The sequence below is a fragment of the Aerosakkonema funiforme FACHB-1375 genome (genome assembly GCF_014696265.1).
Classification (GTDB): domain Bacteria; phylum Cyanobacteriota; class Cyanobacteriia; order Cyanobacteriales; family Aerosakkonemataceae; genus Aerosakkonema; species Aerosakkonema funiforme_A.
This window is the reverse complement of sequence record NZ_JACJPW010000052.1, coordinates 1-23,267: the sequence shown is the minus strand read 5'-3', so window position 1 is coordinate 23,267 and position 23,267 is coordinate 1. Positions and strand designations below refer to the sequence as shown.

The following is a 23,267-nucleotide window of genomic DNA, read 5'->3' as shown; positions in this document are numbered from 1 at the left end:
TGGTGCATAACCATAAAAAAATCACAGTATGACGATAACTGTTGCGCCTAAGCCACTACGTTGGCAACGGCCTAAATATTCCCCGCTGGCACGTCAAGCAGACGTTTTTGCAGCGACTGGGAAATTCATGTTCTATTTGTGGTCGGATAGTATATTTGGCAACAACTCATCTTTACTTAGAAAGCGTCGGGCTCAGTGGTTAGTTCGTACTCTACTCAATTTAGGGCCAACTTTTATTAAAATTGGACAGGCTATGTCTACCCGTGCGGATTTGTTACCCGCAGAGTACGTGGAGGCTCTGGCTCAGTTACAAGATAGCGTCCCGGCCTTTAGTGCGGAAGAGGCGATCGCTCTCATAGAATGCGAGCTGGGTAAATCTATTTATACTTTATTTCGCGATTTTAATCATATTCCTATTGCTGCTGCTAGTTTGGGGCAAGTACACAAAGCACGTCTGCATACTGGGGAAGATGTCGTTGTCAAAGTGCAGCGTCCCGGATTGCAAAAGTTATTTGATGTGGATGTTAAGGCTGTCCGTAAAGTTATGCGTTTTTGTCAGCGTTATTTTACTTGGACAAAAAAATATGATTTGGATGCAATTTATCATGAATTTTTTACGATTTTATATCAAGAAATCGACTACGTACAAGAAGGAAAAAATGCGGAACGTTTTCGCTATAATTTCATGGGTTATCCCGGTATTATAGTGCCAAAAGTTTATTGGGATTACACGACAAAGAAAGTTTTGACAGTGGAATATTTGCCGGGAATTAAAGTAGACGATCGCCAAACAATAGTTGCCTGCGGACTAGACCCAAAAAAAATTAACCAAGTCGGTATTTGTTGTTATCTTAAGCAATTATTGCTGGATGGGTTTTTTCAAGCAGACCCTCATCCGGGAAATCTAGCAGTTAATCCCGCCGATGGCAGTTTAATTTTTTATGATTTTGGCATGATGGCAGAAATAAAGTCACTTGCTAAAGAGCAGATGATCAGGAATTTTTTCGCTGTTTTAAGAAAGGATACTGATGAGGTACTCGATACTTTAATTAAAATGGGTTTAATTGAGCCTGTGCCGGATATGACGCCAGTACGTCGGCTAATTTCTTTTCTTTTAGAGAAGTTTACTGAAAAACCCGTAGATTTTCAAGCTTTTAATGAAATTAGGAACGAACTGTATGCTATGTTCGAGCAGCAGCCTTTTCGTTTGCCCGCACAAATGACATTTGTTTTGAAGTCATTGACAACTTTGGATGGGATTGCGAGAGCTTTAGATCCGGAATACAATTTAATGGCTGCGGCTCAGCCTTTTGTAAAAAGTATAACTGTTTCTAAGGTGCGGGGAAATGCGATTGTAGAAATCGCAAGGCAAACAAGGGATTTGATTCAATATAAGTTGAATCAGCCCAGCAAAACAGAAGTTTTGATTCAACGCTTGGAAAAACGCATTGAGGAAGGGGAACTGCAAGTGCGGGTGCGATCTCTAGAGAGCGATCGCGTCCTCAAACGTATTAATATGGGTATAAAAAGCTTAATATATGCTTGCTTAGCGGGATTTACATTGCTAGCAGGCGCTGTACTGCTAGTTGGGACATATAAAGGTGGTGCGATCGCAGCTTTTATGTTTTCCGCATTGGCGTTTTTGTTTCTGGTACGCTCTTTAATTGATTTAGCTATTAAGGAAAAACTGGACAAAATGGCCGAAAAATAAAGCTTTCGCTCTTTTTGTGCTATAAGGCGCTGGTTTTTGCGAATTGGGAATGGGAAAATATAGAACGTCTGCCACAGGGTCTACAATAACTTGACGAGATAGAACTCTTGAATATAACTGTAATTAGAATAGTAAATATTACAGGGTGTATATTTAAGGCTTTGGATACAAACTATTATATTTTTGCAAAGGCTAAAATTTTAAAGCAATGCAGAAAAACCAACCAATACAAGAACACCTGCTTCTAGAAATAGAAAAATTGCGTCAGGAAGTAGAACACTTGAGAAGAGAAAAGGCTAACCTGAGAGCCTTGTTGGAGGAAGCTACGCAACATTCCGATACGATCGAGGCGGATCTGCACGATAAAGCCTTGTCGGTAGAGCGCTCTAGCGAGAGAAAATTGGCTAAATTTCTCGATGCTATGCCGATGGGGGTGTTTGTAGTTGATGCCACCGGTAAACCTTACTACGCCAATCAAATGGCGCAGTACATTCTGGGTAAAAGGATTGCGCCGGAAACTGGAATCGAGCAATTTCCAGATATTTATCAAACTTATATTGCGGGGACAGATATCCGTTAATTTAGCTTCTCGCATTGAAAGCTTAACTAAATATTACGATGTTTCGTTGTTAATTTCTCACCATACTTATTTACGCCTACCAAATTCCGATATATATGCCATTCGCACAATCGATCGCGTTAAAGTAAAGGGTAAATCAGAAACAGTATCAATTTTTGAAGTATTTGATGCCGATCCGCCTGAAATCCGAGAGGGAAAGTTGGCGACTGCTACAGTTTTTGAACAAGCTTTGTTGCTTTACAATCAGGATAATTATGTTGATGCGGAACAGATGTTTCGAGATTGTCTCTTTATTAACCCACTGGATAAAGTGGCTCAAATTTACCTGGAACGCTGTCAATTACAGTTGCTTTATAAAGTTAAAGTCTAAAAAAATAAGTGCGATATAAATCGCACTTATTTTCTATTTTTAGTTTTTCTTTTTCAAGTACCCCCAGGGGAATTCGAATCCCCGTCGCCTCCGTGAAAGGGAGGTGTCCTAGGCCTCTAGACGATGGGGGCGCGTTATTGGCGCGTTCATCGCGTTCCTTGCACCTTTATTAACTTAACCGATATTTCCGAATCTGTCAACACCCCTTTTAAAAAATTTTTTGGAATCGGGGAGCGAGAGAGTCAAAAGTCAAAATTCAGGCATTCAAAAGTCAAAATTAGGAATTTATTGCCTCTTCTCCTACCTCTTGCCTCTACTGCTCCCTCCTGCCTCTTTTATCTCCTTTTTTTCGAGTCCGGCGCTGCCCTCAATCGATCGCACCCTGCAAAAGAGCCTGAAAGCGCTTGTTTTGGCGTATCCCATCAAAGTCGGGGTCAGTTTTTGCGAGCGACTTGTATTCCGCCGGATGGAGGGCGATCGCGCGTTGCAGGCTTTCTATTGCCGAATCTCGATCGCCAAGCAAGGCATAACAGCAAGCTTTGTTGTACCAGCTGTATTCGTCGTTTGGTTGGATAGCCAAAGCTTTGTCGTAGCTAGCGATCGCTTCTGAGTGGCGCTTGAGGTAACGCAGGACATCGCCGCGCTTGTACCAAACCCAGAAACCCAACTCCGGGTCGTCGATCGCTTTGTCATAGCTAGCCAATGCCTCCTCATAGCGTCCCAAAAGACGTAAAGTATCTCCCCGCCGCAACCACGCCGAAGTATCATCCTCTCGGATAGCTAAAGCTTTGTCGTAACAAGCGATCGCTTCTGAGTAGCGTTTGAGATGCCGCAGCGCATCCCCGCGCCGGAACCAACCCCAGTAGTCAGTTGGTCTGATTTCCAGCACTTTGTCGAAGCTGGCGATCGCTTCTTCAAATTCGTCCAAATCCTCTAGTGCCAAGCATCCCCGGTTGTACCAAGCCCAGTAGTCCTGCGGTCTGATTTCCAGGGTTTTATCGAAGCTGGCGATCGCCTCCTCGTAGCGGCCTGCATCTTGCAGTGCTTTGCTGCGTTTGTACCAGGCCCAGTAGTCATCCGGTTCGATTTCCAGCGCTTTATCGAAGCTAGCAATTGCTTCTTCGTGAAGTTCCTGGTCAACTAGCCGCTTGCCCTGCCAGTACCAGTCCCAGTAGTTGTCTGGATTGAATTCTAAGCTTTCGTCTTTGCCACTCATGAGCATCTGATTCATTTTTCCAGCTTTGTCTTAGCGTCATCTTCACTCGAAACATTTGCCCAACTTTAAGTTTGGAGCAGAAGACTCAGCTGTTCAATAGCATATGTTATCTTTTCAAGACGAGTAGGAAAGCCATAACGCAAGATCATCGGGTTCGGTTTAAATAAAGTACCCTACTCGATTTGCACTTGTCTGTGTAAATTTTTACATATGACAACATGGGAGCGTGAAAGCCCCCCCCGATTTATCCGGCGGATGAAACGCGAGACTGCAAATTTATTTGCCGTCAAATTCTATCTAAGGGAAGAGTAACGTAAATTTTTATCGCGATCGGAGTATAAACTACAGGCAAGGTAATGAACCTCTATAAAAACCCAGTCGCCTAACGGCACAACGCTGAACCTTGACAACTAAAGATATGCGGTTCTATTGCATAGTTCTAGTTTTTCACCGAGGAATATAGCGGTTGGCAACGGGCATGAGTACAGGCTTTGTAGGGGCGGGTTTTGCCATTATCTTTATCTCCAAACCGACAATTTATCTGTTTGGATCGAGAATCCCCCGATTTCCAATCGGGGGAGCGTCAATCAAATGAAGTACCGTAACGCGGTGGGGAATTTGGTGGTATTACTTTATTAATGCCTGAAAGCGCTCGTCAGACCGAATTGCTGCAAAATCGGAGTCTTTTTGGGCCATTTCTGAATATAATTCGGGATTTAAATTAATAGCTTGTTCCAAGCTTTGAATTGCTAGCTCAATATGGCCCTGCTGCGAATAACAGCAAGCTTTGTTGTACCAAGCTCTATGTTCGTCAGGCTTGAATTCTAGGGCTTTATCATAACTGGCGATCGCTTCTTCTAGGCGACCCACCTGGCGCAGGGCTATACCTCGGTTGTACCAAGCCAAGTAGTCGTTGGGTTGGAATTCAAAAGTTTTGTCAAAAGATGCGATCGCTTCTTCGTAGCGACCTAGTTTCCACAGGACAACGCCTCTATTATACCAAGCTTGATTGTAATCCGGTTTGATTTCCAGAACTTTATTAAAACTGGCAACTGCCTTTTCATAGCAACCCCAGTCTCTGAGGGTAATGCCTCGGTTGTACCAAGCATTGAAAGCTTCTGGCTTAAATTCGATGGAGCGATCGAAGCTGTTGAGCGCTTCTTCGTAGCGACCTAACTTACCCAGCGCAATACCTCGGTTGTACCATGCCCAGTAGGCATCGGGTTGCAGTTTAACGGTACGATCGAAACTGACAACTGCTTTTTCAAAATTCCCCCAGTCACTGAAGGTAATACCCCGATTGTGCCAAGAATTAGCAGCATCGGGATTGAACTCCAGCGCTCGGTCGAAACTATTAATCGCATCTTCGTAGCGACCCAATTTACCCAGCGCAATGCCGCGATTGTGCCAAACCCAGGCTGTGTCCTGTTTAATTGCCAGCGCTTTATCAAAGCTTGAGAGTGCTTCCTCGTGGCGACCCAAGTTGCCTAGCGCTAAACCCCTCTGGCAGAGCGCGTTATGATAATCTGGTTGAAACTTGAGGGCGGTGTCAAAATTGGCGACGGCTTCTTCATATTTTTTAACCTCGCTCAGGCGCAATCCATGATGGAAAAAGAATTCGGCTTCAAGATTAGCAGTATGGCTCATAGAATCTGTCATCTGACTAGAGGATGATATGTTTTCTTTTAAGATTCCCAAAAACATATCACGATTCAACAACCAAACTGCAACTCCTAATTAACCGAGATTTAACCAGTAAAAGCGGGAAAAGAAGAGGAAAAAGTGATGTGTAGCACATTACAAGCTCTCAGCGCCCTAAAGATTGCCCACACATGGTTAGTGTGAGATAAAATCTCCTGTGCTAGAGCATAGGTCAAGTATTGGCCTATTGGTCTGAGAAAGCGGGTATCCTGGCTGCGAAAAGGGGAAATTTCGTTGTTACTATGACAAGAAACCCAACTTCTCCGATCGCTCGATCGAAAAAAAGGGGTTTCAAGGCCCAGCCAATCCAAAATCCTCTCATCCAAAATCGCTTGACCGATGCCCTAGAAGTCATCGAAAAATAAAAAAAATATGACCGAACCAACAGGCTCTGCTTATCGTATAGAAAAGGATTCTATGGGAGAACGGCAAATTCCTGCCGACGCCTACTATGGAATTCAAACCCTGCGGGCAACCGAAAATTTCCCGATCAGCGGCATAAAACCTTTACCCACCTACGTGGATGCCTGTATTCTGATTAAGAAGGCGACAGCTTTAGCCAACGGAGAACTCGACTGCATACCTAAAGACATAAGTCAAGCGATCGTACAGGCAGCTGATGAAGTCCTTAGCGGTAAATTCCGAGATCAGTTTGTTGTAGATGTATATCAAGCTGGTGCGGGAACATCGCACCATATGAATGTCAATGAAGTACTGGCAAATCGGGCGCTGGAACTGCTAGGCGATGAAAAAGGGAATTACAAGCGCGTCAGCCCTAACGATCATGTAAATTACGGACAGTCTACCAATGATGTGATTCCCACTGCGATTCGGATTGGTGGTTTGCTGGCTTTGGAAAGAACTTTGTTTCCAGCATTATCGGATGCGATCGCCGCATTAGACAACAAAGCAGAAGAATTTCAAGATATCGTCAAATCCGGCAGAACCCATCTACAAGATGCCGTACCGGTGCGGCTGGGGGAAAGCTTCCGCGCTTGGGCCCAGATTTTGACGGAACACTTAATCAGGATAGAAACGGCTTCTGGAGACCTAACTTTACTGGGTTTGGGCGGTTCTGCGGCGGGAACTGGCTTGAATACTCATCCCCAGTACCGCTACAAAGTGGCAGAAATTCTCGGAAAGCTAATCGACAAACCCCTGCAACCCGCACCCCATATGATGGCGGCGATGCAGAGTATGGCACCGTTTGTCTGTGTTTCCGGCGCTTTGCGTAACCTAGCTCAAGATTGCGTGAAAATGTCCCACGATTTGCGGTTGATGGATTCTGGGCCGAAAACTGGGCTGAAGGAAATTCAATTACCGCCAGTACAGCCGGGATCTTCGATTATGCCAGGAAAGTACAATCCGGTGATGGCGGAGATGACTTCGATGGTGTGTTTTCAGGTGATGGGTTACGATGGCGCGATCGCACTTGCCGCTCAAGCAGGACAATTAGAATTGAATGTGATGATGCCGCTCATCGCTTATAACCTCATTCACAGTATTGAAATTCTGGGTAATGCTTTGTCTGCTTTGACTCGCCAGTGTTTGGAGGGAATTAGTGCGAATCGCGATCGCTGTTCGTACTATGCTGAAGGTAGCTTAGCTCTCGTCACCGCTCTCAATCCCTACATCGGCTATCTTAATGCAGCAGCAGTTGCAAAAGAATCTCTGGCAACTGGCAAAACTCTGCGGGAAATTGTCTTAGAAAAAAATCTGATGAGTGAAGGAGAATTAGCGAAAGTTTTGGATTTGGAAAAAATGAGCGCGATGCCAACAGAAACTTAATTTTGTGGGGTGGGCATTGCCCACCTTAATCTGTCTTGGAAAACCTTAACCGTTGACAAGTTCGTAATCTTCTAAAGCTGCTTTTGCACCTGCTTCTATTATCAAACTCAAATCGCACCCGTATTCTCCGCTACAGCTAAACGAACCGAGTTCCAGTACGTAAAGTTCTCCTGCTGATTCGCAGATGTCCGCAGTGTAAAGAGATTCTGGATACCAGTTAATTTCCTTTAAAACTTTACTGAGATAGCTTTCTAGATAGCCTCCCTTAATAGTTTCATCAATTCTTTCTTCTCCCACGAGGTATAGAGAACCTGTGATAATTCGATCTTTGTAAACGAAGAATCTCCACTCTTTAGAGATCGATCGCTTACCGCTGACTAACACTAAAGTTGTCTCATCTGTTTTCAATTCGCTTCCCAAAGATTGTAGCGTATTCAAAACATTAATATTAAAAACTCCTGCGCGAAACGATTTCATGTTGCTATCGGGTCTTATAAACAATTCGCTATCAGATTGGAAATATTCCAGCACCTCTTTTCTTCTTCTGATTAGTTCGCCTAAAGGGAGAAGAAAATACTTGTTGTTGAGCAAATATTTACCAAAATAAGTATAGTAGCTAGAGCAACGAAGATTATTTTCATTCATATAAGCGCCTGGAATCCAAGCAGTCCTCAATATATCCCGACCTAAATTTAAAGTTCCTCTAAATAGGACGCATTCATCGTCGGAGAAGTAATTATTTGCTTCTGTGGGTCGGAAATGAAGATAGCTAGTTTCCTTGTAGGTGAATCCTTGTCTTTTTAATTCTTCTAGGAATTGTGCGGAAGCATCAAAAACAAATCTTTCAATTAGCCAATTGACTTTTACCATAGTAAGTAAGTACGCAAGACACGAGAGGATCGCAAAACAGCGTGCAATTCCCATTCTTCACTGCACTTCACAATTTTATTGTGAAACTTCTACTCCCTCCAAAATTCCCATCAGGACTCTGACTAAACTATCCAAATCATCAGGTATTTTAAACAAATTGATATCTTGAGTAATCATTTGAAAGTTGCGATCGAGCTTACCAAACCGCCAAACATCACCCATCGTTACTGCTCCATAAAACACATTTTGTTCTTCAATATGCGATAGAGCAATTAACTCTACCGCTAACTGGGTAAAGCCTCTAGTGAGGTCATCATTTTTGGCTTCAATAACGAGCAAATTGTTAGTCGATCGCAAGAGATAATCAAGATTGCCTTTGAGCCAGTTATTGACGCTTAAAGGATATTCAATCCGCATTTGGCATTGGCAATAAATAACCACTTCCAGCAGGATAGGAGATACCAGCGTTTCTCTTCTAGCCGTTTCATTGCTGAGACTGACAAAAGGTAAGAAAGCTCTTATTTTTTGCTTGAGTTCTGGTAGGTAATCTAATTGCCGAGTCGTTTTAGGTAGATATAGTTCTGCTCTTTCAAGTGAATAGTCAAACTCAGCTAGAATGTCATCGGCTTCGTATGGTAACTCAAAATAAGACCGAAAGGTGTAGGATTGATTTTCTTGCAGGATTTTGATTTTAGCCATAGCGCCTTCACCTTTGCTCGTGTTCTTAGGAAGTAAGCCTTACAATTAATTATAGATTAATTTATTGCCGATCGAATGCGATCGCACCTACTTATTTTCGCTCTGATGGTACACTCAGGTTATCGCGCAGGGTTTGTTCCTGTCGCTTTACTGCTGCCAAAAGTTCGGCATTCTGAAGAATAACGCCTACTTGATTATTAAATACCTGCATATATTTTTGATCGTTTTGGTCGAAACTGGTTTGAAAGCAATCTGGTAATTCACTGCCATTAACAGGATGTAAATCTACAAAATCACCAGCTTTCTTTTTATTGATTAATTGAGTGACGCCAATCAATTCGCCATCGGGATTCCAAACTGGCATACACAGTAAACTGCAAGTGCGATAACCAGTTCTTTCATCTGTTTTTTTGGCTGTTTCGGAATCTGGGTATTCATATAAGTCAAATGGTATATTGAGAGGTACACCCATTTGTGCAACTTTGCCAGCATAACCTACCCCCAATGGTAAACGCAATTCTCTTTCCGAACCATCTTGGAATGAAATTTTTGTCCAGAGTTCGTTTGCAGATCGATCGAGCAACCAAAGCGTGCTACGATCGGCATTCATAAGTTCTTTCGCCGCATCCATAACTCGCTTGAGAACTTCATCGATTTCTAAGCTACTTTGATTAACAGAACGAGTTGCTGCCATTAGTGCTGCTGCTACTCTTTGTCCTCTAGCTGTTTTATGATAGGAACGGAAACTTTCCAAAATCATTTGAATTAAAGGTGCATTTTCAGCAAACTGTTCTTCATCTGTTTTCGTAAAGCCTTGGGTGTCGATTTTTTCCGATAAAGGTAATGTCTCGTCGTACAAGCGTTTTAACTTATTGATTAATTGGATAACTGCAACTAAATCTCCCTGTTCGTTCAACAGCGGTAAAGCTAACATTGTATAAGTGCGATAGTTGTTCTTTTTGTCCTGTTCCTTAGCGGTAAGAGAACGCGGGTCGTCGTAAAAATCGAAGGGAATATTAATGATTTTTTTGGTAGCAGCTACTTCACCAACAATACCTTTGTTGGCAGGTATGCGAATTTCTAAAGTTTCTTTACCTCCAGATTCGGCAACGATCGACCAAAATTCATTGCGTTCTTCATCTAATAGAAAAATAGTTGTGCGATCGGCATTTAGCGATTTACCCATTTTCAAAGTAATCGATCGCAAAGTATTATCGAGAATGTCATCAAAACCTTGACCGTCCATAACTTGCATGAGCATTCCCAAGGTTTGACTGACAACATTGTGCGGCTGATTTTCCGCCTTTTTCTTCATCTCAGCAAACTCTTTCGCGTGTTGAAGCGCCACTCCCACTTGCGAGTTAAATATTTGCATATATTTTTGACTGTTGGCGTCGAAGCTATCTTGAAAACATTCCGGTGCTTCCGGCCAATCATTGGGGTCGTATTCGGGAAAATCACCTTGTTTTCTTTTATTAATTAATTGGGTAACGCCAAGCAATTCGCCATCTGGACTTAAAACTGGCATACACAGTAAACTGCAAGTGCGATAACCAGTTTTGCGATCGGTTTGTTTTGCTGTTTCCGATTCCGGGTGTTCGTATAAATCGAAAGATATATTGACAGCTTCGCCTGTTGATGCTACTTTTCCGGCAAAACCTTGACCTACGCGCAAGCGCAGGGGAATTTTAGCTCCGTTTTCAGCGATAAGAGTCGTCCAAAGTTCGTTTTTGCGATCGTCGAGTAACCAGAGGGTACTGCGATCGGCATTCATCAGTTTCTTGGCTGCTTCCATCACCCGCTTGATGATTTCTTCGGAATCCAAACTGCCAAGCGCAACCGATCGCGTGGCTTCTGTAAGTGCTTCCGAAGCTTGCAATCTTTGGGTTAATTTGTAACAATAGTGACATCCCTGTAAGAGTCGTTGCAGTTGCGGAGCATATTCGCCAAACTGTTGATTATCTACTGCTGTAAAACCTTCTTTATCAATCCTTTCGGCAAAAGTTTCGCCAGGATTGTGAGGTTGTTTAACTTTATTGACTAACTGCACAAAAGCGAATAAGTCTGACTGGATGTTAAACAAAGGTACAGTCAATTCGTTATAGATACGGTAGGAGCTTCTTTTGTCTTGTTCTGCCACTACAGAAGAGTACCAATCTTCCGCTAAATCGGCTGGGAGATTGACGGCTTTCTTATAAATGGTAACTCTACCTGCGGTTTGATTGTTGGCAAGGATCTGAATTTTGGTGGGACTGCCTTCTGCTGTTTTGGCGATAATCGACCAAAGTTCGTTTTTCTCTTTATCTATGAAGAAGATGGTAACGCGATCGACACTCAGCAATTCCCCCAATTTCAGGGTAATCGAACCCAATATTTCATAAAGAACATCATCAAAATCTCTGCCTTCCTTCGTTTCTAACATAGAAAGGAGTTTTTGTTCCTGTTCGGCAACAATTTGTTTGAAATCCGGTTGCAGAGTTGCCAAGGTTCTGTGAAGCCAAGTCCAATTAAAGACAGAGGCATAAATGCGGTTAGAAATGCTTAATTTTCCGGCACGCTTGACAACTAAGCCGGAAAGTCGCAATTCCATCTGTTCGCAACTGTCATGAGATGAAATCTCACCGCGTCGCAAAACTTCCTCATAAACTTTGAGCAGCAATTTTAGGCGCTGTCCGCTTCTGAGCAGGCGATCGCGTATAGTTTTAATATGTGCTGGTTCGTCTTGAGCTTCCCAATTTTCAATAATCTGTGTTTGAACTAACTTTTCGACCCACTGTGGAGGATTTTGGATTTTGGATTTTGGATTTTGGATTAATTCGGCATTGTCTAGGATAATTTTGCAAAGTTTTTGAGTGAGAAACGGTTGTCCTCCCGTCCAGTTCAAAATTGCTTCTATGACAGCTTGAGGATTGTGTACTTTTTCTGCCAAACCTTGTACAAGCGGTTGCGCTTCCTCTAATTTAAAACCGTGCAATTCGATGGCGCGACCGATATTAAAAGGTGTGCAACTTTTATCTTGAATTAAGTCAGAAGGAGTTGCCACTCCCAGCAGCGCAAACGTGAGGCGATCGTACTCGTTGCAGGCGCGGATAAAAGCAAAAAAATCGTCTGTCCCGAAAGGTAAAGCGAGAATGCTATCGATTTCGTCGATAAAAATCACAATTTTTTCACTGACAGACTCCAGCAAAACTTCTTCGATCAGTTCGCTCAAACACTGCACGGGTGGGAGAAACTCGCGATCGCGCAACCAAGACTTCAGATTGATCTGGAGTTGAAAACTGTTTACCAGCCGTCTCATCAACCCCGCATACCACTGTTGCGGCGCGATATCCTGACTGCCAATTTTGTTGAGGTCGATCGCCGCACAGGCGAAACCTTCCGCTTGCAACTTGTGCATCGTTCGCACCCGCAAGCTGGTTTTCCCCATCTGGCGGGAATTGAGGACGTAACAAAACTCTCCCGCCTTCAAGCCTTCGTAAAGGTCGCGATCGGCTTGTCGCACCACATAAGTCGGCGCATCCAGGGGGAGATGTCCGCCGACTTTGTAGGTGTAGGCTGAGTTTTCCTCTTCTATCATTAGGTTTTCCGATCTTGTAGAAAACACCGCTTTCATTTCCAACCTAACCTATGGAAGGCGATCGCATCATCTTTGACTTTTGCTGGATAAATATTCTCTTATCCTTATTTATGTTAACTAACAGTTATCACTTCTAATGCTGCCATCAGGCATAATGGTATTGCAAAAGATAGCACTTTCCAGTTTGGCATTTTCCAGATCCGCTTGCTCAAGATTGGCATTACTTAGGTTAGCTCCCTCTAAATTAGCATCCTTCAACCGAGTACCCTTCAAGATAGCACCACTGAGGTTAGCATTCCCAAGTTTGACATTACGCAATTTGGCACTGTTTAAGTTAGCACCGCTCAGGTTAGCATTGTAGAGGTTGGAGTATTGGATCTCGGCACCGCTAAGATTTGCATAACTTAAATCTGCACCACTTAAATCGATATAATCCAAAGTCGCATTAGTTAGGTCAGCACCGCTCAAATTAACACCAGGAGCGATGAAGTAAGCTCCCCTAAGTTTAATTTCGGCAGGCAAATCAGGGTCTGTGTAGATAGCATTTTTAAAGTTGGCACCATTTAAATTCGCACCGCTCAAAACGGCACCTATTAGGTTTGCATAACTCAAATCGGCATTGGTGAGGTCAGCATCACTTAAGTTCATACGCCTCAGATCGGCATATTGTAGATTAGCACCACTTAGATTGACATTTTTAAATTCAAAGTGATAATTAACGTTTAAACATATATACCTCAAATTAGCACCACTCAAGTTGGAGTTTATCAGGGAACCTTCCGCTAGGGTAGCCTTCCTGAGATCGGCTCCACTAAGGTTGACATTAATACCATCATTAATCTCGCTAACACCCTGTAGATTCGCTCCACTTAGATTTGTATTATTCAGTTCAACGCCACTCAGTTCAGCACCATACAAATTCGCATTACTAAGATCGGCATCACTCAGGTTTGTATCTCTTAGATAGGTATAACTCAGATCGGCCTGATGTAGATTAGCACCTTGCAAGTTAGCCTCACTTAAGTTGGCTTTACGTAGGTTAGCACGACTTAGGTTAGCATGAGTTAGATTAGCATCGCTCAAATCTATACCGTACAATTTGACACGACTCAAATCGACACCTGAGAAATCTCTTTCGCCTGCTTTGTAGCGTCTGCGTAGTTCATCAGCGTCCATGTTATCTACTCCCGATATCTAAAATTTGCATAAGCGATCGCCCTAAATCCCCTCTTCACCAGCTTGTTTGAAAAGGCGCTGCACCACTTCCACGGTTTGCGAGGCAAAGTTGCGATCGACAGTCATTTGCTCGCGCTTGTACATCATGCGATCGCGCAGTTCGATCGCTTTAACCAATACCTCATAGTCTTCCTGTGAAATTAAACCATAAGCAAAGAATGTTTGAGCCAGAGTTGTTGGTTCTTGAATCTCAAAATCAATAGAATGTTGTTCGGCAACCATTCGCATTACTGCTTCAGCGATGAACACACCAGAACAAATAGCCGAATCAAAACCGCCCATTTCTATAATTTCTAATGCTCTCGCCAGATAAAACTTTATATCGTATGAATCTCGCACTGGATAATCATACAAGTGCGCTATTTGCTCTCGATATCTTTGATTATTTGAGCCGTTTAAACAAGGTTTCAATGCCACAATAACCGCTCCTTGTTCGGCATGAACAATGAAATCTATATTTTCGTTATAGAGAAATTCATCCAAGTTTATTCCACGGGATTTTATCAATACTTGATAACCCTGTTGCCTATAGTTATCACTAATTTCTGCAATTGTCTTGACTGCCAAAGTTTCTAACTGTTTATTCATTTTTATAACTCAAATGGTTCGGATGCTACATCAATTTTAACATACACAAAAGGTTCGTCATTGGCAAAGGCTTGAGCGATAATCGCGGGGATTGTCTGAACATTAACCAAACTTTTTAAGTTACGTCGTTTTACTATGAGATCTGTCACTTGTTTGTCATCAGCATAAACTACTAAATTCAAACCATCTATAATTGGTTTTATGATGTTATCTATATCGGGTGGTTGACGCTTATAGTAGTGAGCGATAATAACCCGAACTGGAGTAATAATTGGTGATGCTCCGACTGGTAAGCGATCGAGCGCAGCTTGACGGACTTTTGCTTTCCAATTTTGCAACAGAGTCCGATTGTTTGTTTGCAGAGAAACTGGTGAACCAGTGACAATGAATTCAAATGGAAGCAAGATTTTTGATACTCCTTATTTTTAACCTTTAATAGAAAGTCGATCGCCAAAATATTGCCTATACAACTCAAACCGAGGCTTCACCTCATTTCCGTGCAATTGCACTAACCCCAAACTGTGCAATTTAAACGCCAAAACCGACTCCAAATCGACAGATATGCTGCTTGTTACCACCTTGCTAAATGCAGATGCCAAGTCTGGATGTTCTTGCAAATTCCACAAATGTCGCCGCAGATGATCGCCGTAAATTCCTGCCTCAGTAGGCGCACTTTCTATTAATTCATCTAGCGTTAATTGCTGCTGTGCAATATGATATAATGCTAATCTGACTAAATAAGGATGTCCTCCCACAATACTCATCAATCGTTCGATGTGATTTGCTTGCCAATTCAATCCGTGTCGCATCGCTAAGTCTTTCACTTGCTGTTGGTTAAACTCGGATAGTTCAATTGGCAAACCCACATTAAACGGCGATTGATTGACATTCAGCGGAATGTAAACTTCGGTTGAATGTACAACCACTAAGCGCAATTTTTCCCAGAGAGCGCTGTCGCTATCGCTATAGCCAGCTTCTTCGTACCACGCACGCAGCAACCCAAAAAAATCATCAGCAATATGGGGATATTGAAAAACGCGATCGACTTCATCCAAACCCAATAATAAAGGGCTATCTATCTCCGGTAAAATACAATCTTCAAAGAAAACAGTACAATTATCTTTGCTCCCATAAGTATCAGTCCAATAATCATCTATTTGGCGATGCAACCGCAACTTGCGCGAAATTTTAACACAAAACCACCGCAACAGTTCATTCAAATTATTAAAAACATTTGTATCTGCGTGCTGAAAGCTCAGCGGGACTGTGCGATATCCATGTTCCTTTGCTTGAGAAAGAATTCTCGCCATCAGCGATGTTTTCCCCATTTGTCTGGGAGCTTTAATTCTAATTAACGCTCCTGGCTGTAAAATCGCCTTATAACATTGAGCTTCATAGGGAAATCGCTCTACATAAAATGCAGAATCCAAACGAACTTGACCGCTGGGTAATTCAGGTTCTGCAACTGGCAGAGGCGAAGGGATTTGGGATTTGGGATTTGGGATTTGGGATTGTACAGATGTTTCATTAATTGTCTCTACAATATCTATTTCTGATTCTTCTGTACTTGCAATTCCCCAGTCTTCATTATTTGCCAATAAGTTGAGAATTTCTTGTATAATAATTGGAGTGTCATTTGGTGAAACCCATTCCCGTTGTCGAGTTCCGTGCAGGTAAGTGCGTAAATCGTGATTTAGCTGTAAGTTTGGCGGACAATCGATCCTCAACTGTAATGCAATCGGCTTACTCTCTCGACGAGAATCGCGCAACTCTTTAACACGTCGCAACTCCTCAATTACCATTTCGCTAACCGCAGCTTGTGGAGATAACAGCAGCAAAAAATAATCGCACTGCTGCAATTCTAAATCGATTTGAGAAAGCCAGTCTGTGTCGGGATTTCGATCCTGGGGAGAAAATCCTGCCATATTAGCCATAAACGCTTTATGTCCAGCCGCAGAAATAGCTTCATAAAGTTGTCCTGCTAGATTAAAGTCTGGCTCCTGGCTGCGGTAACTGATAAAAACTCTCTTAATTTTAACTTCCTTGCTTTCATCCTCCCTTGTTCTTTTCTTGTCTTCATGTGGCGGGTCAGTGTTCTTGGTGGCGCTGACGCGCTCGATCGCTCTTTCTAAGGCACCTCTAAACTTTTTTTTGCTAACTTTTTCTCCCAAAACACTAGAAAGTTTCTGCCATAACTTGTAGCCAACATATTTCTCTACATATTCCGGATTAAAAGGGTATATCTCCTCGTAGGTCTGTCCTTGCCAAGACCCAATAAAAACTTGCCTTTCCAGATCGTTTAGGTGTTTGCCAGTTTTGGTATAAATTAAGTCATCAACAAACTCTAACGCTTTCTTAACATCCATATTTATTTTTTCACCAACTTTTATGATTCTATACAAAGCATAACTCTATCAAAGAAGCCTGGTTTTTATGAGGTTTCATGAGGTTTCATGAGCTAATAAAATTTTCATGCGAACAATTTCTTTTAGAAAGCCGTGCCAAGTTGCCAAATCAAGCTAAATTTATGAGTTTTTTTGGTTACTCTATCCGGAAAATAGTGGCAAACTAATGATAGTTGTTATCAATTTGGACATGGTACATAAACAATGAGGCTACAAGCGATTTTAATAAATCCACAATAAAATCCTGTTTCACCTGGTTATTTACGATAAAAAGAGTCTTCGCATAAAACCAGAGCCTGTAAAATTTGACTCCCTTAGTTGAATACATTTGCTGAACTTAGATTGTATCAGAGAAATAGCGATGTTCAGTCTCACAGAAAGCATAATCAATACCTGCGTTGAACGCCTGCAAGCAGGTTACCGCCGCACTTACGGCAACCTCAAACCAGAATATGCTGACCTGATTGGTTGGTTTGCCAGCATGGCTTTGGAAAATATTGCTAATAGTAACGCTCTTTATCACAACGTCGAACACACCATTCTGGCGACCTTTACGGGACAGGAAATTTTGCGGGGCAAGCATATTCGCTATGGTAGCGTGTCTTGTGAAGACTGGTTGCACGTCATCATTTCGTTGTTATTTCATGACATTGGCTATGTCAAGGGAGTCTGCCTGCAAGACAGACCAAAGGAAAGATTCTATGACAAGGGAATAAATGGCGAGATGATTTTTCTGCCAGCAGGTTCCACTGATGCCAGCCTCACTAGCTACCATGTAGATAGAGGAAAAACTTTCTTTGAAGATCGTTTTTCCGATCATTATCTGATTGATATCGAAATAATAAAACAAAACATTGAAATGACCCGTTTCCCGGTGCCTCATGATGAATATTATCAAGATACAGTTAACTATCCCGGTTTAGTTCGCGCTGCCGATTTAATCGGCCAATTGAGCGATCCGCACTACTTGGAAAAAATGCCGGCACTGTTTTACGAATTTGAAGAAACAGGAGCTAATAAAAGTTTGGGCTATCGTCATTTCGGAGAATTGCGTGCTGGCTATCCAAAGTTTTTCTGGAAAGTTGTGTATCCTCTCATCCAAGCAGCACTGCATCATTTAGAAGTTACCAAAGAAGGCCAACAGATTGTTGGCAATCTCTATAAAAATGTCTTAATCGTGGAACAAGAAATTGAAGAAGAAAATCATGTCATAAAAAATGAAGAATTTGAAAATGAACGTTTGTATGTAAGCGTAGCAGCTGAGCAGTTAATGTGCGATCGCGTGGGTTGTCAGGAAAATAAAAACTTGCGGGTGGATATAATTAATAAGCAAATTTTTGAGTTTAACAGCCAACTCCTAAATTTTCTGGAACGTAAGAAGAGAAGATGTTATTTATCCAATTATTAATCGGGAGCCGATGAATTAACGGGAAACACGGTCTAGAAATCTTGCTGATTGGGATGGGTTCTGTCAAGATGAGTAAAGCGGCGCTATAGCCCTTAGCAGCTACTGCAATTCAAGCAGTCTGTCAGTGACAATCAATCAGGAGATTTTTACCATGTCCATTCCCCCTGGCTATACTCAGCTGACTTTTCACTACATCCACGGTCAGACAGAAGCCTTTAATATCCCTGTGTCGCCAGAAGAATTCCAGCAACAAATGCAGAGCGTGTTAGAAAAACCTTTATTTACTCTGCATCTGCGAGATCAAACCGTTGTTATCCGTACAGCCGAAGTGATCAAAGTAGAGATTAAGCCTCCCCTGTCTCAACTTGAAGGTGAAGGTGTTTTTCCCAATTCCGAGCGCGTCACCGCATTGACTCGCAGCGGACGGTAAGCGTGCTTGTATAAAATATAACTTTGGAGAGATCGAGAAAATGCCACCAGCTGTTAGTTTGATCCAGGCTACTTCTTACGACCTGCGTTCCTTGCGATCGTCTCTAGAAACTCTGCTGGAACCGCTGGGGGGAATAACCTCGTTTGTCAAACCGGGCGATCGCGTTTTGCTCAAACCTAATTTACTCACAGGTTCGCGCCCTACCAAAGAGTGCGTCACTCGCCCCGAACTGGTTTACTGCGTTGCACAAATGGTACAAGCAGTCGGTGGCAAGCCTTTTTTGGGGGATGGCCCCGCTTTCGGCAGTGCGATGGGAGTAGCAAAGGCTAACGGTTATTTACCTCTGATTGACGAACTGAATTTGCCGATCGTCGAATTCCACGGACAGAGGTACGAGACTGTCAGTACGCAATTTAACCACCTGCTGCTATCCAAAGAGGCAATGGATGCCGATGTGGTAATTAACCTGCCCAAACTGAAATCTCACGTCCAACTAACCATGACGATGGGCGTCAAAAACCTGTTTGGTTGCGTCCCCGGCAAAATGAAGGCGTGGTGGCATATGGAAGCAGGTAAAGATGCCAACCGCTTTGGGGAAATGTTGGTGGAAACAGCGCGGGCGATCGATCCCGACTTAACTATCTTAGATGGTATTATCGGTCACGAAGGTAACGGCCCCAGCGGTGGAGAACCTCGGTATTTGGGCCTTTTAGCGGCATCGCGGGATGTGTTTGCGCTCGATCGCGCTATCCTAGAAATCCTCAACGTTGACCCCAGCTTAGTGCCAACAGCTGCCGCTTCGATGCGCTTGGGGCTTTGTCCCGAATTGGCAGCGATCGACTTTCCTCACTTACGTCCGGCGGATATCCAGGTTAATGACTGGAAACTACCGGAAGCCCTGGTAGCGATCGACTTCGGTTTGCCACGGGTGATCCAGTCCACCTTCCGGCATCTTTACATTCGCTTCATCAAAGAACCGATGAGTGCCTACGCAGGCCGCTAGTTGAGCTTTTGTTTGTGTAAAAATACTTACTATACCAGAGATCCAGGCAAATTTGGCTGCGTGGATCTCTATCTTTAGAGAGGTTTACATTGAGATTGTTTTCTAGGAAACAGTATCCCGAAAAGCTATTGTTAAAATTGTAAGTGTGGGACTAAATTAGCCCCACGCCTTGTTTGTAATTCCAACTGAATTGGTTAACAATTCAGTTAAAGCATCTTCTTTTATGAACTCAAGTGACCAGGCTGCCAACTCTCCTGACCGACCGTCGCCAAGGATGGCAGATATTGTGGGTACAGTCATAGCTTTGCTAACCCTGACGTTGCCCCTCTTTGTGATAGCTCACTACTCTTCAAACCAGGTTGAAGTTTTGCAACAGATAACCTATCCGCTACCAAACCAGAGGGAATGATTGAAAAGGATACCACGTTTCAGGGACAGCTTTGACTGTAAAAACCTAGATGCCCAATTAATTTTACGGCATCTAGAATTAAACTTTTCTCACGCAAAAGCTGCACCACAAAACTTTACAGACGGTAAATTTGCCGTCTGTACCGGTCTGGCGAACCCAGAAGCTACGGTGGACATTGCCCATCGCTAATACTAATTGCACCCACGGAAGACTTGGTGGCCGATATTCCCCTAGAATGCTACACGGGGGTTGTCGAGACTCGTTAAATGTGTAGTTCGCTTCACCCCGTATTTGCTGTAAACTTAGGAGTTCCACTGTGGACTTATCCCGCATACCTGCCCAACCCAAACCGGGTCTGATTAACGTTTTGATTGAGATAACCGCCGGTAGCAAGAACAAGTACGAGTACGATAAAGAACTCCAAGCTTTTGCTTTAGACCGGGTGCTATACTCTTCTGTCCAGTACCCCTATGACTACGGTTTTGTGCCCAATACTCTCGCCGATGATGGCGATCCCCTCGATGGGATGGTGATGATGGATGAGCCAACCTTTCCGGGATGTGTGATTGCCGCACGACCGATCGGGATGCTAGAGATGATCGACGGAGGCGATCGCGATGAGAAAATTCTCTGCGTACCGGATAAAGACCCTCGCTACGCCAAAGTTCAGTCTCTTCAAGATGTCCCGCCGCACCGCCTGCAAGAAATTGCGGAATTCTTCAAAACTTACAAAAATCTAGAGAAGAAGTCTGTCGAAATTTTGGGTTGGCAAGATGTCGATCGCGTAGCGCCTTTGGTCGAAAAGTGCATTAAAGCTGGTAGCTGAAAAGTCGGAATTCAGACTTGAATAACATATGAGCTTTTCGGGGTTGGAAATACTCTCTCTAGCCCCCAGTCCCTAGCCCCAACGCCCTAATCATGCAGCGATCGCTCCTTTTAGCCAAAATACACAGTTGCACCATCACGGCATCCAACCTCAACTATATGGGGAGTATCAGTATAGATAAAGCCCTGTTGGACGCTGCGGGGATATTACCTTACGAACAGGTGCAAGTTGTCAATATTGCCAATGGAGAAAGGTTTATCACTTATGCGATCGCTGCACCTGCCCATTCAGGTGCAATTGAACTCAATGGCGCTGCGGCGCGACTGGGAATGCAGGGCGATCGCATCATCATCATGACCTACGGACAATTCACACCGGAAGAGCTAAAAAATTACAACCCTAAAGTTGTCATGGTAGATGAAAGAAATCGCCTTTTAGAAGTGCGTCGTTACGATGAACTGCCGAGCAGATTTGACGCTAAAACTTTCTGATATTTTAGGCTTTTCTACCGCCATTAATCGATAATTTGCTGGCAGATGCGAAAATATTGTTTGTGGGAATATAGGGGGAAATTTTTCCCGCAGATTAAGACAGATAAACGCAGATAATAGATGTATTTTTTTAGGTAGTCAATTGTACCGCATTTGTGATTAATTTCTTCTGAATTATAATATTTTTTGTGACTTTTATTCCCTTCTGCTCCCTCACAGGTGTTCTCTAGGCGGGAAGCGAGTAATCTAGTCTAATATAAGTCAACTACTTGTTGCAGATCTGTGGGAGTGTTACAATTCCACAGCATACGCGCCTCTTTCTCCCCCACTGGGATAGCTTGTACGGGTATTTCTTTGAGCCAAGCTTGAAAAGAACGTTCGCCTTTTTGTATAAATTTATGCAAATCTGGTAAAGCTTCGCGGCGGTAGAAGGCGCATAAAGGTTCCCAAAGATTAGCCCGTCGCGGTACGACAGCTAAAATATGAAGGGGTATATGAGATAATTGGCTTACCCAATTTTGGAGAATTTCTGGCTCTAGCAAAGGCAAATCGCAAGCTAGTAGTAATATCCAGTCAGCCGTAATTTCTGCCAGTCCCTCAGCCAATCCCACCAGGGGGCCCTCACCTGGGCGAGATTCTTGTAAAAATTTATACTTTTTATTCACAATAGCTTGATAGCGATCGGGCCAAGGAGTCAGGATGTTAACTTGCTGACAACACTCAGCTGCTACTTGACAAACTCGCTCAAGTATGAGTGTGCCATTCCAAAGCATCAGTGCTTTATCCTGTCCCATCCGAGAACTTTTACCCCCAGCCAGGATAAGTGCAGTAATAGATATAGTGTTATCCAGATTCAATTAATCATTAATCTCCCAGAAATATCAGACTTGGTGTACTAACTGAAAAGACGCCACAGCATCGCGGATTTCTTGGAGTTTTTTCGCCGCTTGTCCGTTAGTAAGCAAGTTTTTAGTTTCGGTTATACCTGAGTGCATATCTGGACAAACGCCACAATTCCACAAGTAAAATCCACCATTCCATATTGCAGATTGCATCATTTCTGATGGTTTTCCTTGCAATACAGATTGCATTTCCTCTACTAATTCCGCAGTGGAATTAAACGAAGGATTTTTGTTACTAAAGTTGTAGTCATTGTGCGATAAATGCAGGCGTTCAAACTCCCTATTCGGTTTCGCAAGGCCAATAATTGCGGTGCGATCGCGTGGCAAATCGCAACTTCCCTCCAATCCCTTTACCGTAGTAAAATGCTGCGTTCCTCGCAAAGCAAAGGCTTCGCGGAACATATTTTCAGTGGGAGGATGAACAAAACCAGACACAATATGTGCATCTCCCGCATAGGGACACCACATTAATTCCATTGTGGCAAACGGAGGACGCTTGCCAATTTGCTCCCGATATGGTACTAATCCCGCTGCCTGGGGAAAATGTCTGCAAATGTAGACAAAACCCAAACCTGTTTTTTCAAATACCTGCTGAGTTTGGCAGATATCCAGTTTAGACCAATCAACACCCAATCCCTGCCAGATCTCAATCAGGGGAACACCTTCTTTCGTCGGCATTCGATCGCCCCCGTGCATAATTACCGGCACTCCAGCTGCGGTCAAGATTAAAGCCGTTAACGGATTAATCGGTGCCGTGCGATCGCGCCCATCGTAAGGTATTCCCAAAACTACCACCTGTGGCGCAGGCATCTTGTCTGCCATACCGATGGGTTGCAGTTTCGGCCCCAATTCGGCATACGCATCCAGCATTCCAGCTAATTCTTCACCAGTAGGACGCTTGATGCGGTGGGCAATCATAAAAGCGCCGATTTGTGCGGGAGTTGCTTCTCCCAGCAGCATCATTCGCGTTGCTTCTGCCGCCTCCGCTCTACTTAAATTCTCGCCGGTATGCGGGCCGCTGCCAATTTTTCTCAGGTGTTCTCTAAAAGCTTTGCTC

23 protein-coding genes and 1 tRNA gene are annotated in these 23,267 nt (G+C 43.3%); 11 read left to right on the top strand and 13 right to left on the bottom strand.

Annotated features, from left to right (window positions below; genetic code table 11):
- The first annotated feature begins 28 nt into the window (after positions 1 to 28).
- From H6G03_RS20080 to H6G03_RS39300, 3 genes are all read left to right on the top strand, one after another.
- The gene (locus tag H6G03_RS20080; RefSeq protein ID WP_190467327.1) at positions 29 to 1,711 is read left to right on the top strand and encodes an ABC1 kinase family protein; all 1,683 of its coding nucleotides are present in this window, start codon (positions 29 to 31) and stop codon (positions 1,709 to 1,711) included.
- Positions 1,712 to 1,919: 208 nt separating this feature from the next.
- Complete coding sequence (locus H6G03_RS39305) at positions 1,920 to 2,291, top strand: PAS domain-containing protein (protein WP_322111943.1); 372 nt, start codon at positions 1,920 to 1,922, stop codon at positions 2,289 to 2,291.
- Positions 2,269 to 2,661, top strand: a complete 393-nt coding sequence (locus H6G03_RS39300) for an adenylate/guanylate cyclase domain-containing protein (protein WP_322111942.1) — start codon at positions 2,269 to 2,271, stop codon at positions 2,659 to 2,661. Before H6G03_RS39305 ends, H6G03_RS39300 begins: the two co-directional genes overlap by 23 nt.
- Before the next feature lie 58 nt (positions 2,662 to 2,719).
- Here H6G03_RS39300 and H6G03_RS20070 read toward each other — a convergent pair.
- The 3 genes from H6G03_RS20070 to H6G03_RS20060 form a co-directional block, all read right to left on the bottom strand.
- A tRNA-Glu gene (locus H6G03_RS20070) sits at positions 2,720 to 2,792 on the bottom strand.
- Positions 2,793 to 3,028: 236 nt separating this feature from the next.
- On the bottom strand, positions 3,029 to 3,892 hold the full coding sequence (locus H6G03_RS20065; RefSeq protein WP_190467321.1) for a tetratricopeptide repeat protein: 864 nt from the start codon (positions 3,890 to 3,892) through the stop codon (positions 3,029 to 3,031).
- Between the two features lie 612 nt (positions 3,893 to 4,504).
- Complete coding sequence (locus H6G03_RS20060) at positions 4,505 to 5,536, bottom strand: tetratricopeptide repeat protein (RefSeq protein WP_190467317.1); 1,032 nt, start codon at positions 5,534 to 5,536, stop codon at positions 4,505 to 4,507.
- A gap of 284 nt (positions 5,537 to 5,820) precedes the next feature.
- On the opposite strand from H6G03_RS20060, the gene H6G03_RS38905 reads away from it, so the two are divergent.
- Together H6G03_RS38905 and H6G03_RS20055 are read left to right on the top strand one after the other, a co-directional pair.
- Positions 5,821 to 5,943: a hypothetical protein gene (locus H6G03_RS38905; protein WP_255512259.1), complete on the top strand. Its 123-nt coding sequence runs from the start codon at positions 5,821 to 5,823 to the stop codon at positions 5,941 to 5,943.
- A 7-nt stretch (positions 5,944 to 5,950) separates the two neighbouring features.
- Positions 5,951 to 7,366: an aspartate ammonia-lyase gene (locus H6G03_RS20055; RefSeq protein WP_190467315.1), complete on the top strand. Its 1,416-nt coding sequence runs from the start codon at positions 5,951 to 5,953 to the stop codon at positions 7,364 to 7,366.
- Between the two features lie 45 nt (positions 7,367 to 7,411).
- Here H6G03_RS20055 and H6G03_RS20050 read toward each other — a convergent pair whose 3' ends face one another.
- The 7 genes from H6G03_RS20050 to H6G03_RS20020 form a co-directional block, all read right to left on the bottom strand.
- The gene (locus tag H6G03_RS20050; RefSeq protein ID WP_190467311.1) at positions 7,412 to 8,236 is read right to left on the bottom strand and encodes an ATP-grasp domain-containing protein; all 825 of its coding nucleotides are present in this window, start codon (positions 8,234 to 8,236) and stop codon (positions 7,412 to 7,414) included.
- Between the two features lie 75 nt (positions 8,237 to 8,311).
- Positions 8,312 to 8,935 (bottom strand): hypothetical protein, encoded by a 624-nt coding sequence (locus H6G03_RS20045; protein WP_190467308.1) that lies wholly within the window; start codon positions 8,933 to 8,935, stop codon positions 8,312 to 8,314.
- Positions 8,936 to 9,026: 91 nt separating this feature from the next.
- A complete protein-coding gene (locus H6G03_RS20040) occupies positions 9,027 to 12,512 on the bottom strand; it encodes a GAF domain-containing protein (RefSeq protein ID WP_190467304.1) in 3,486 nt (1,161 codons plus the stop codon).
- A gap of 117 nt (positions 12,513 to 12,629) precedes the next feature.
- Positions 12,630 to 13,688: a pentapeptide repeat-containing protein gene (locus H6G03_RS20035; protein ID WP_190467301.1), complete on the bottom strand. Its 1,059-nt coding sequence runs from the start codon at positions 13,686 to 13,688 to the stop codon at positions 12,630 to 12,632.
- 42 nt (positions 13,689 to 13,730) lie between these two features.
- Complete coding sequence (locus tag H6G03_RS20030) at positions 13,731 to 14,336, bottom strand: hypothetical protein (protein WP_190467299.1); 606 nt, start codon at positions 14,334 to 14,336, stop codon at positions 13,731 to 13,733.
- A gap of 2 nt (positions 14,337 to 14,338) precedes the next feature.
- Positions 14,339 to 14,740 carry a RusA family crossover junction endodeoxyribonuclease gene (locus H6G03_RS20025; RefSeq protein WP_190467297.1) on the bottom strand — a complete coding sequence of 134 codons (402 nt, stop codon included), beginning with the start codon at positions 14,738 to 14,740 and terminating at the stop codon, positions 14,339 to 14,341.
- Positions 14,741 to 14,761: 21 nt separating this feature from the next.
- On the bottom strand, positions 14,762 to 16,702 hold the full coding sequence (locus H6G03_RS20020) for an AAA-like domain-containing protein (RefSeq protein WP_190467295.1): 1,941 nt from the start codon (positions 16,700 to 16,702) through the stop codon (positions 14,762 to 14,764).
- A 400-nt stretch (positions 16,703 to 17,102) separates the two neighbouring features.
- Between H6G03_RS20020 and H6G03_RS20015 the strand changes: the two genes are divergently transcribed.
- The 3 genes from H6G03_RS20015 to H6G03_RS20005 all read left to right on the top strand — a co-directional run bounded on the left by H6G03_RS20015 (position 17,103) and on the right by H6G03_RS20005 (position 19,582).
- Complete coding sequence (locus H6G03_RS20015) at positions 17,103 to 18,149, top strand: Npun_R2479 family HD domain-containing metalloprotein (protein WP_456057576.1); 1,047 nt, start codon at positions 17,103 to 17,105, stop codon at positions 18,147 to 18,149.
- 151 nt (positions 18,150 to 18,300) lie between these two features.
- On the top strand, positions 18,301 to 18,579 hold the full coding sequence (locus H6G03_RS20010; RefSeq protein WP_190467293.1) for a hypothetical protein: 279 nt from the start codon (positions 18,301 to 18,303) through the stop codon (positions 18,577 to 18,579).
- 40 nt (positions 18,580 to 18,619) lie between these two features.
- A complete protein-coding gene (locus tag H6G03_RS20005) occupies positions 18,620 to 19,582 on the top strand; it encodes a DUF362 domain-containing protein (protein ID WP_190467291.1) in 963 nt (320 codons plus the stop codon).
- 156 nt (positions 19,583 to 19,738) lie between these two features.
- Here H6G03_RS20005 and H6G03_RS20000 read toward each other — a convergent pair whose 3' ends face one another.
- Entirely contained in the window at positions 19,739 to 19,882 is a 144-nt protein-coding gene (locus H6G03_RS20000) for a hypothetical protein (protein WP_190467289.1), read from the bottom strand.
- Positions 19,883 to 19,991: 109 nt separating this feature from the next.
- On the opposite strand from H6G03_RS20000, the gene H6G03_RS19995 reads away from it, so the two are divergent.
- From H6G03_RS19995 to panD, 3 genes are all read left to right on the top strand, one after another.
- Entirely contained in the window at positions 19,992 to 20,180 is a 189-nt protein-coding gene (locus tag H6G03_RS19995) for a hypothetical protein (protein WP_190467287.1), read from the top strand.
- Between the two features lie 127 nt (positions 20,181 to 20,307).
- On the top strand, positions 20,308 to 20,817 hold the full coding sequence (locus H6G03_RS19990; RefSeq protein ID WP_190467286.1) for an inorganic diphosphatase: 510 nt from the start codon (positions 20,308 to 20,310) through the stop codon (positions 20,815 to 20,817).
- A gap of 92 nt (positions 20,818 to 20,909) precedes the next feature.
- Positions 20,910 to 21,308, top strand: coding sequence for an aspartate 1-decarboxylase (gene panD / locus H6G03_RS19985; RefSeq protein WP_190467284.1), 399 nt, complete (start codon positions 20,910 to 20,912; stop codon positions 21,306 to 21,308).
- A gap of 251 nt (positions 21,309 to 21,559) precedes the next feature.
- On the opposite strand, the gene H6G03_RS19980 is transcribed toward panD, so the two are convergent.
- Positions 21,560 to 22,165, bottom strand: a complete 606-nt coding sequence (locus H6G03_RS19980; RefSeq protein ID WP_255512258.1) for a molybdenum cofactor guanylyltransferase — start codon at positions 22,163 to 22,165, stop codon at positions 21,560 to 21,562.
- Positions 22,166 to 22,189: 24 nt separating this feature from the next.
- Positions 22,190 to 23,267, bottom strand: a 1,078-nt coding sequence (locus H6G03_RS19975) for an anthranilate phosphoribosyltransferase family protein (RefSeq protein ID WP_190467283.1), incomplete at its 5' end; no start/stop codon positions are given.

Excerpts from the sequence above, each read along its gene's own strand:
- H6G03_RS20020 (WP_190467295.1), bottom strand. The coding sequence starts at position 16,702 with ATGGATGTTAAGAAAGCGTTAGAGTTTGTTGATGACTTAATTTATACC.
- H6G03_RS20030 (WP_190467299.1), bottom strand. The coding sequence starts at position 14,336 with ATGAATAAACAGTTAGAAACTTTGGCAGTCAAGACAATTGCAGAAATT.
- H6G03_RS20005 (WP_190467291.1), top strand. The coding sequence starts at position 18,620 with ATGCCACCAGCTGTTAGTTTGATCCAGGCTACTTCTTACGACCTGCGT.
- H6G03_RS39305 (WP_322111943.1), top strand. The coding sequence starts at position 1,920 with ATGCAGAAAAACCAACCAATACAAGAACACCTGCTTCTAGAAATAGAA.
- H6G03_RS20015 (WP_456057576.1), top strand. The coding sequence starts at position 17,103 with ATGTTCAGTCTCACAGAAAGCATAATCAATACCTGCGTTGAACGCCTG.
- H6G03_RS20060 (WP_190467317.1), bottom strand. The coding sequence starts at position 5,536 with ATGACAGATTCTATGAGCCATACTGCTAATCTTGAAGCCGAATTCTTT.
- H6G03_RS20055 (WP_190467315.1), top strand. The coding sequence starts at position 5,951 with ATGACCGAACCAACAGGCTCTGCTTATCGTATAGAAAAGGATTCTATG.
- H6G03_RS20045 (WP_190467308.1), bottom strand. The coding sequence starts at position 8,935 with ATGGCTAAAATCAAAATCCTGCAAGAAAATCAATCCTACACCTTTCGG.
- panD (WP_190467284.1), top strand. The coding sequence starts at position 20,910 with ATGCAGCGATCGCTCCTTTTAGCCAAAATACACAGTTGCACCATCACG.
- H6G03_RS20080 (WP_190467327.1), top strand. The coding sequence starts at position 29 with ATGACGATAACTGTTGCGCCTAAGCCACTACGTTGGCAACGGCCTAAA.
- H6G03_RS38905 (WP_255512259.1), top strand. The coding sequence starts at position 5,821 with ATGACAAGAAACCCAACTTCTCCGATCGCTCGATCGAAAAAAAGGGGT.
- H6G03_RS20050 (WP_190467311.1), bottom strand. The coding sequence starts at position 8,236 with ATGGTAAAAGTCAATTGGCTAATTGAAAGATTTGTTTTTGATGCTTCC.
- H6G03_RS20000 (WP_190467289.1), bottom strand. The coding sequence starts at position 19,882 with ATGACTGTACCCACAATATCTGCCATCCTTGGCGACGGTCGGTCAGGA.
- H6G03_RS20010 (WP_190467293.1), top strand. The coding sequence starts at position 18,301 with ATGTCCATTCCCCCTGGCTATACTCAGCTGACTTTTCACTACATCCAC.
- H6G03_RS20040 (WP_190467304.1), bottom strand. The coding sequence starts at position 12,512 with ATGATAGAAGAGGAAAACTCAGCCTACACCTACAAAGTCGGCGGACAT.
- H6G03_RS20065 (WP_190467321.1), bottom strand. The coding sequence starts at position 3,892 with ATGAATCAGATGCTCATGAGTGGCAAAGACGAAAGCTTAGAATTCAAT.
- H6G03_RS20035 (WP_190467301.1), bottom strand. The coding sequence starts at position 13,688 with ATGGACGCTGATGAACTACGCAGACGCTACAAAGCAGGCGAAAGAGAT.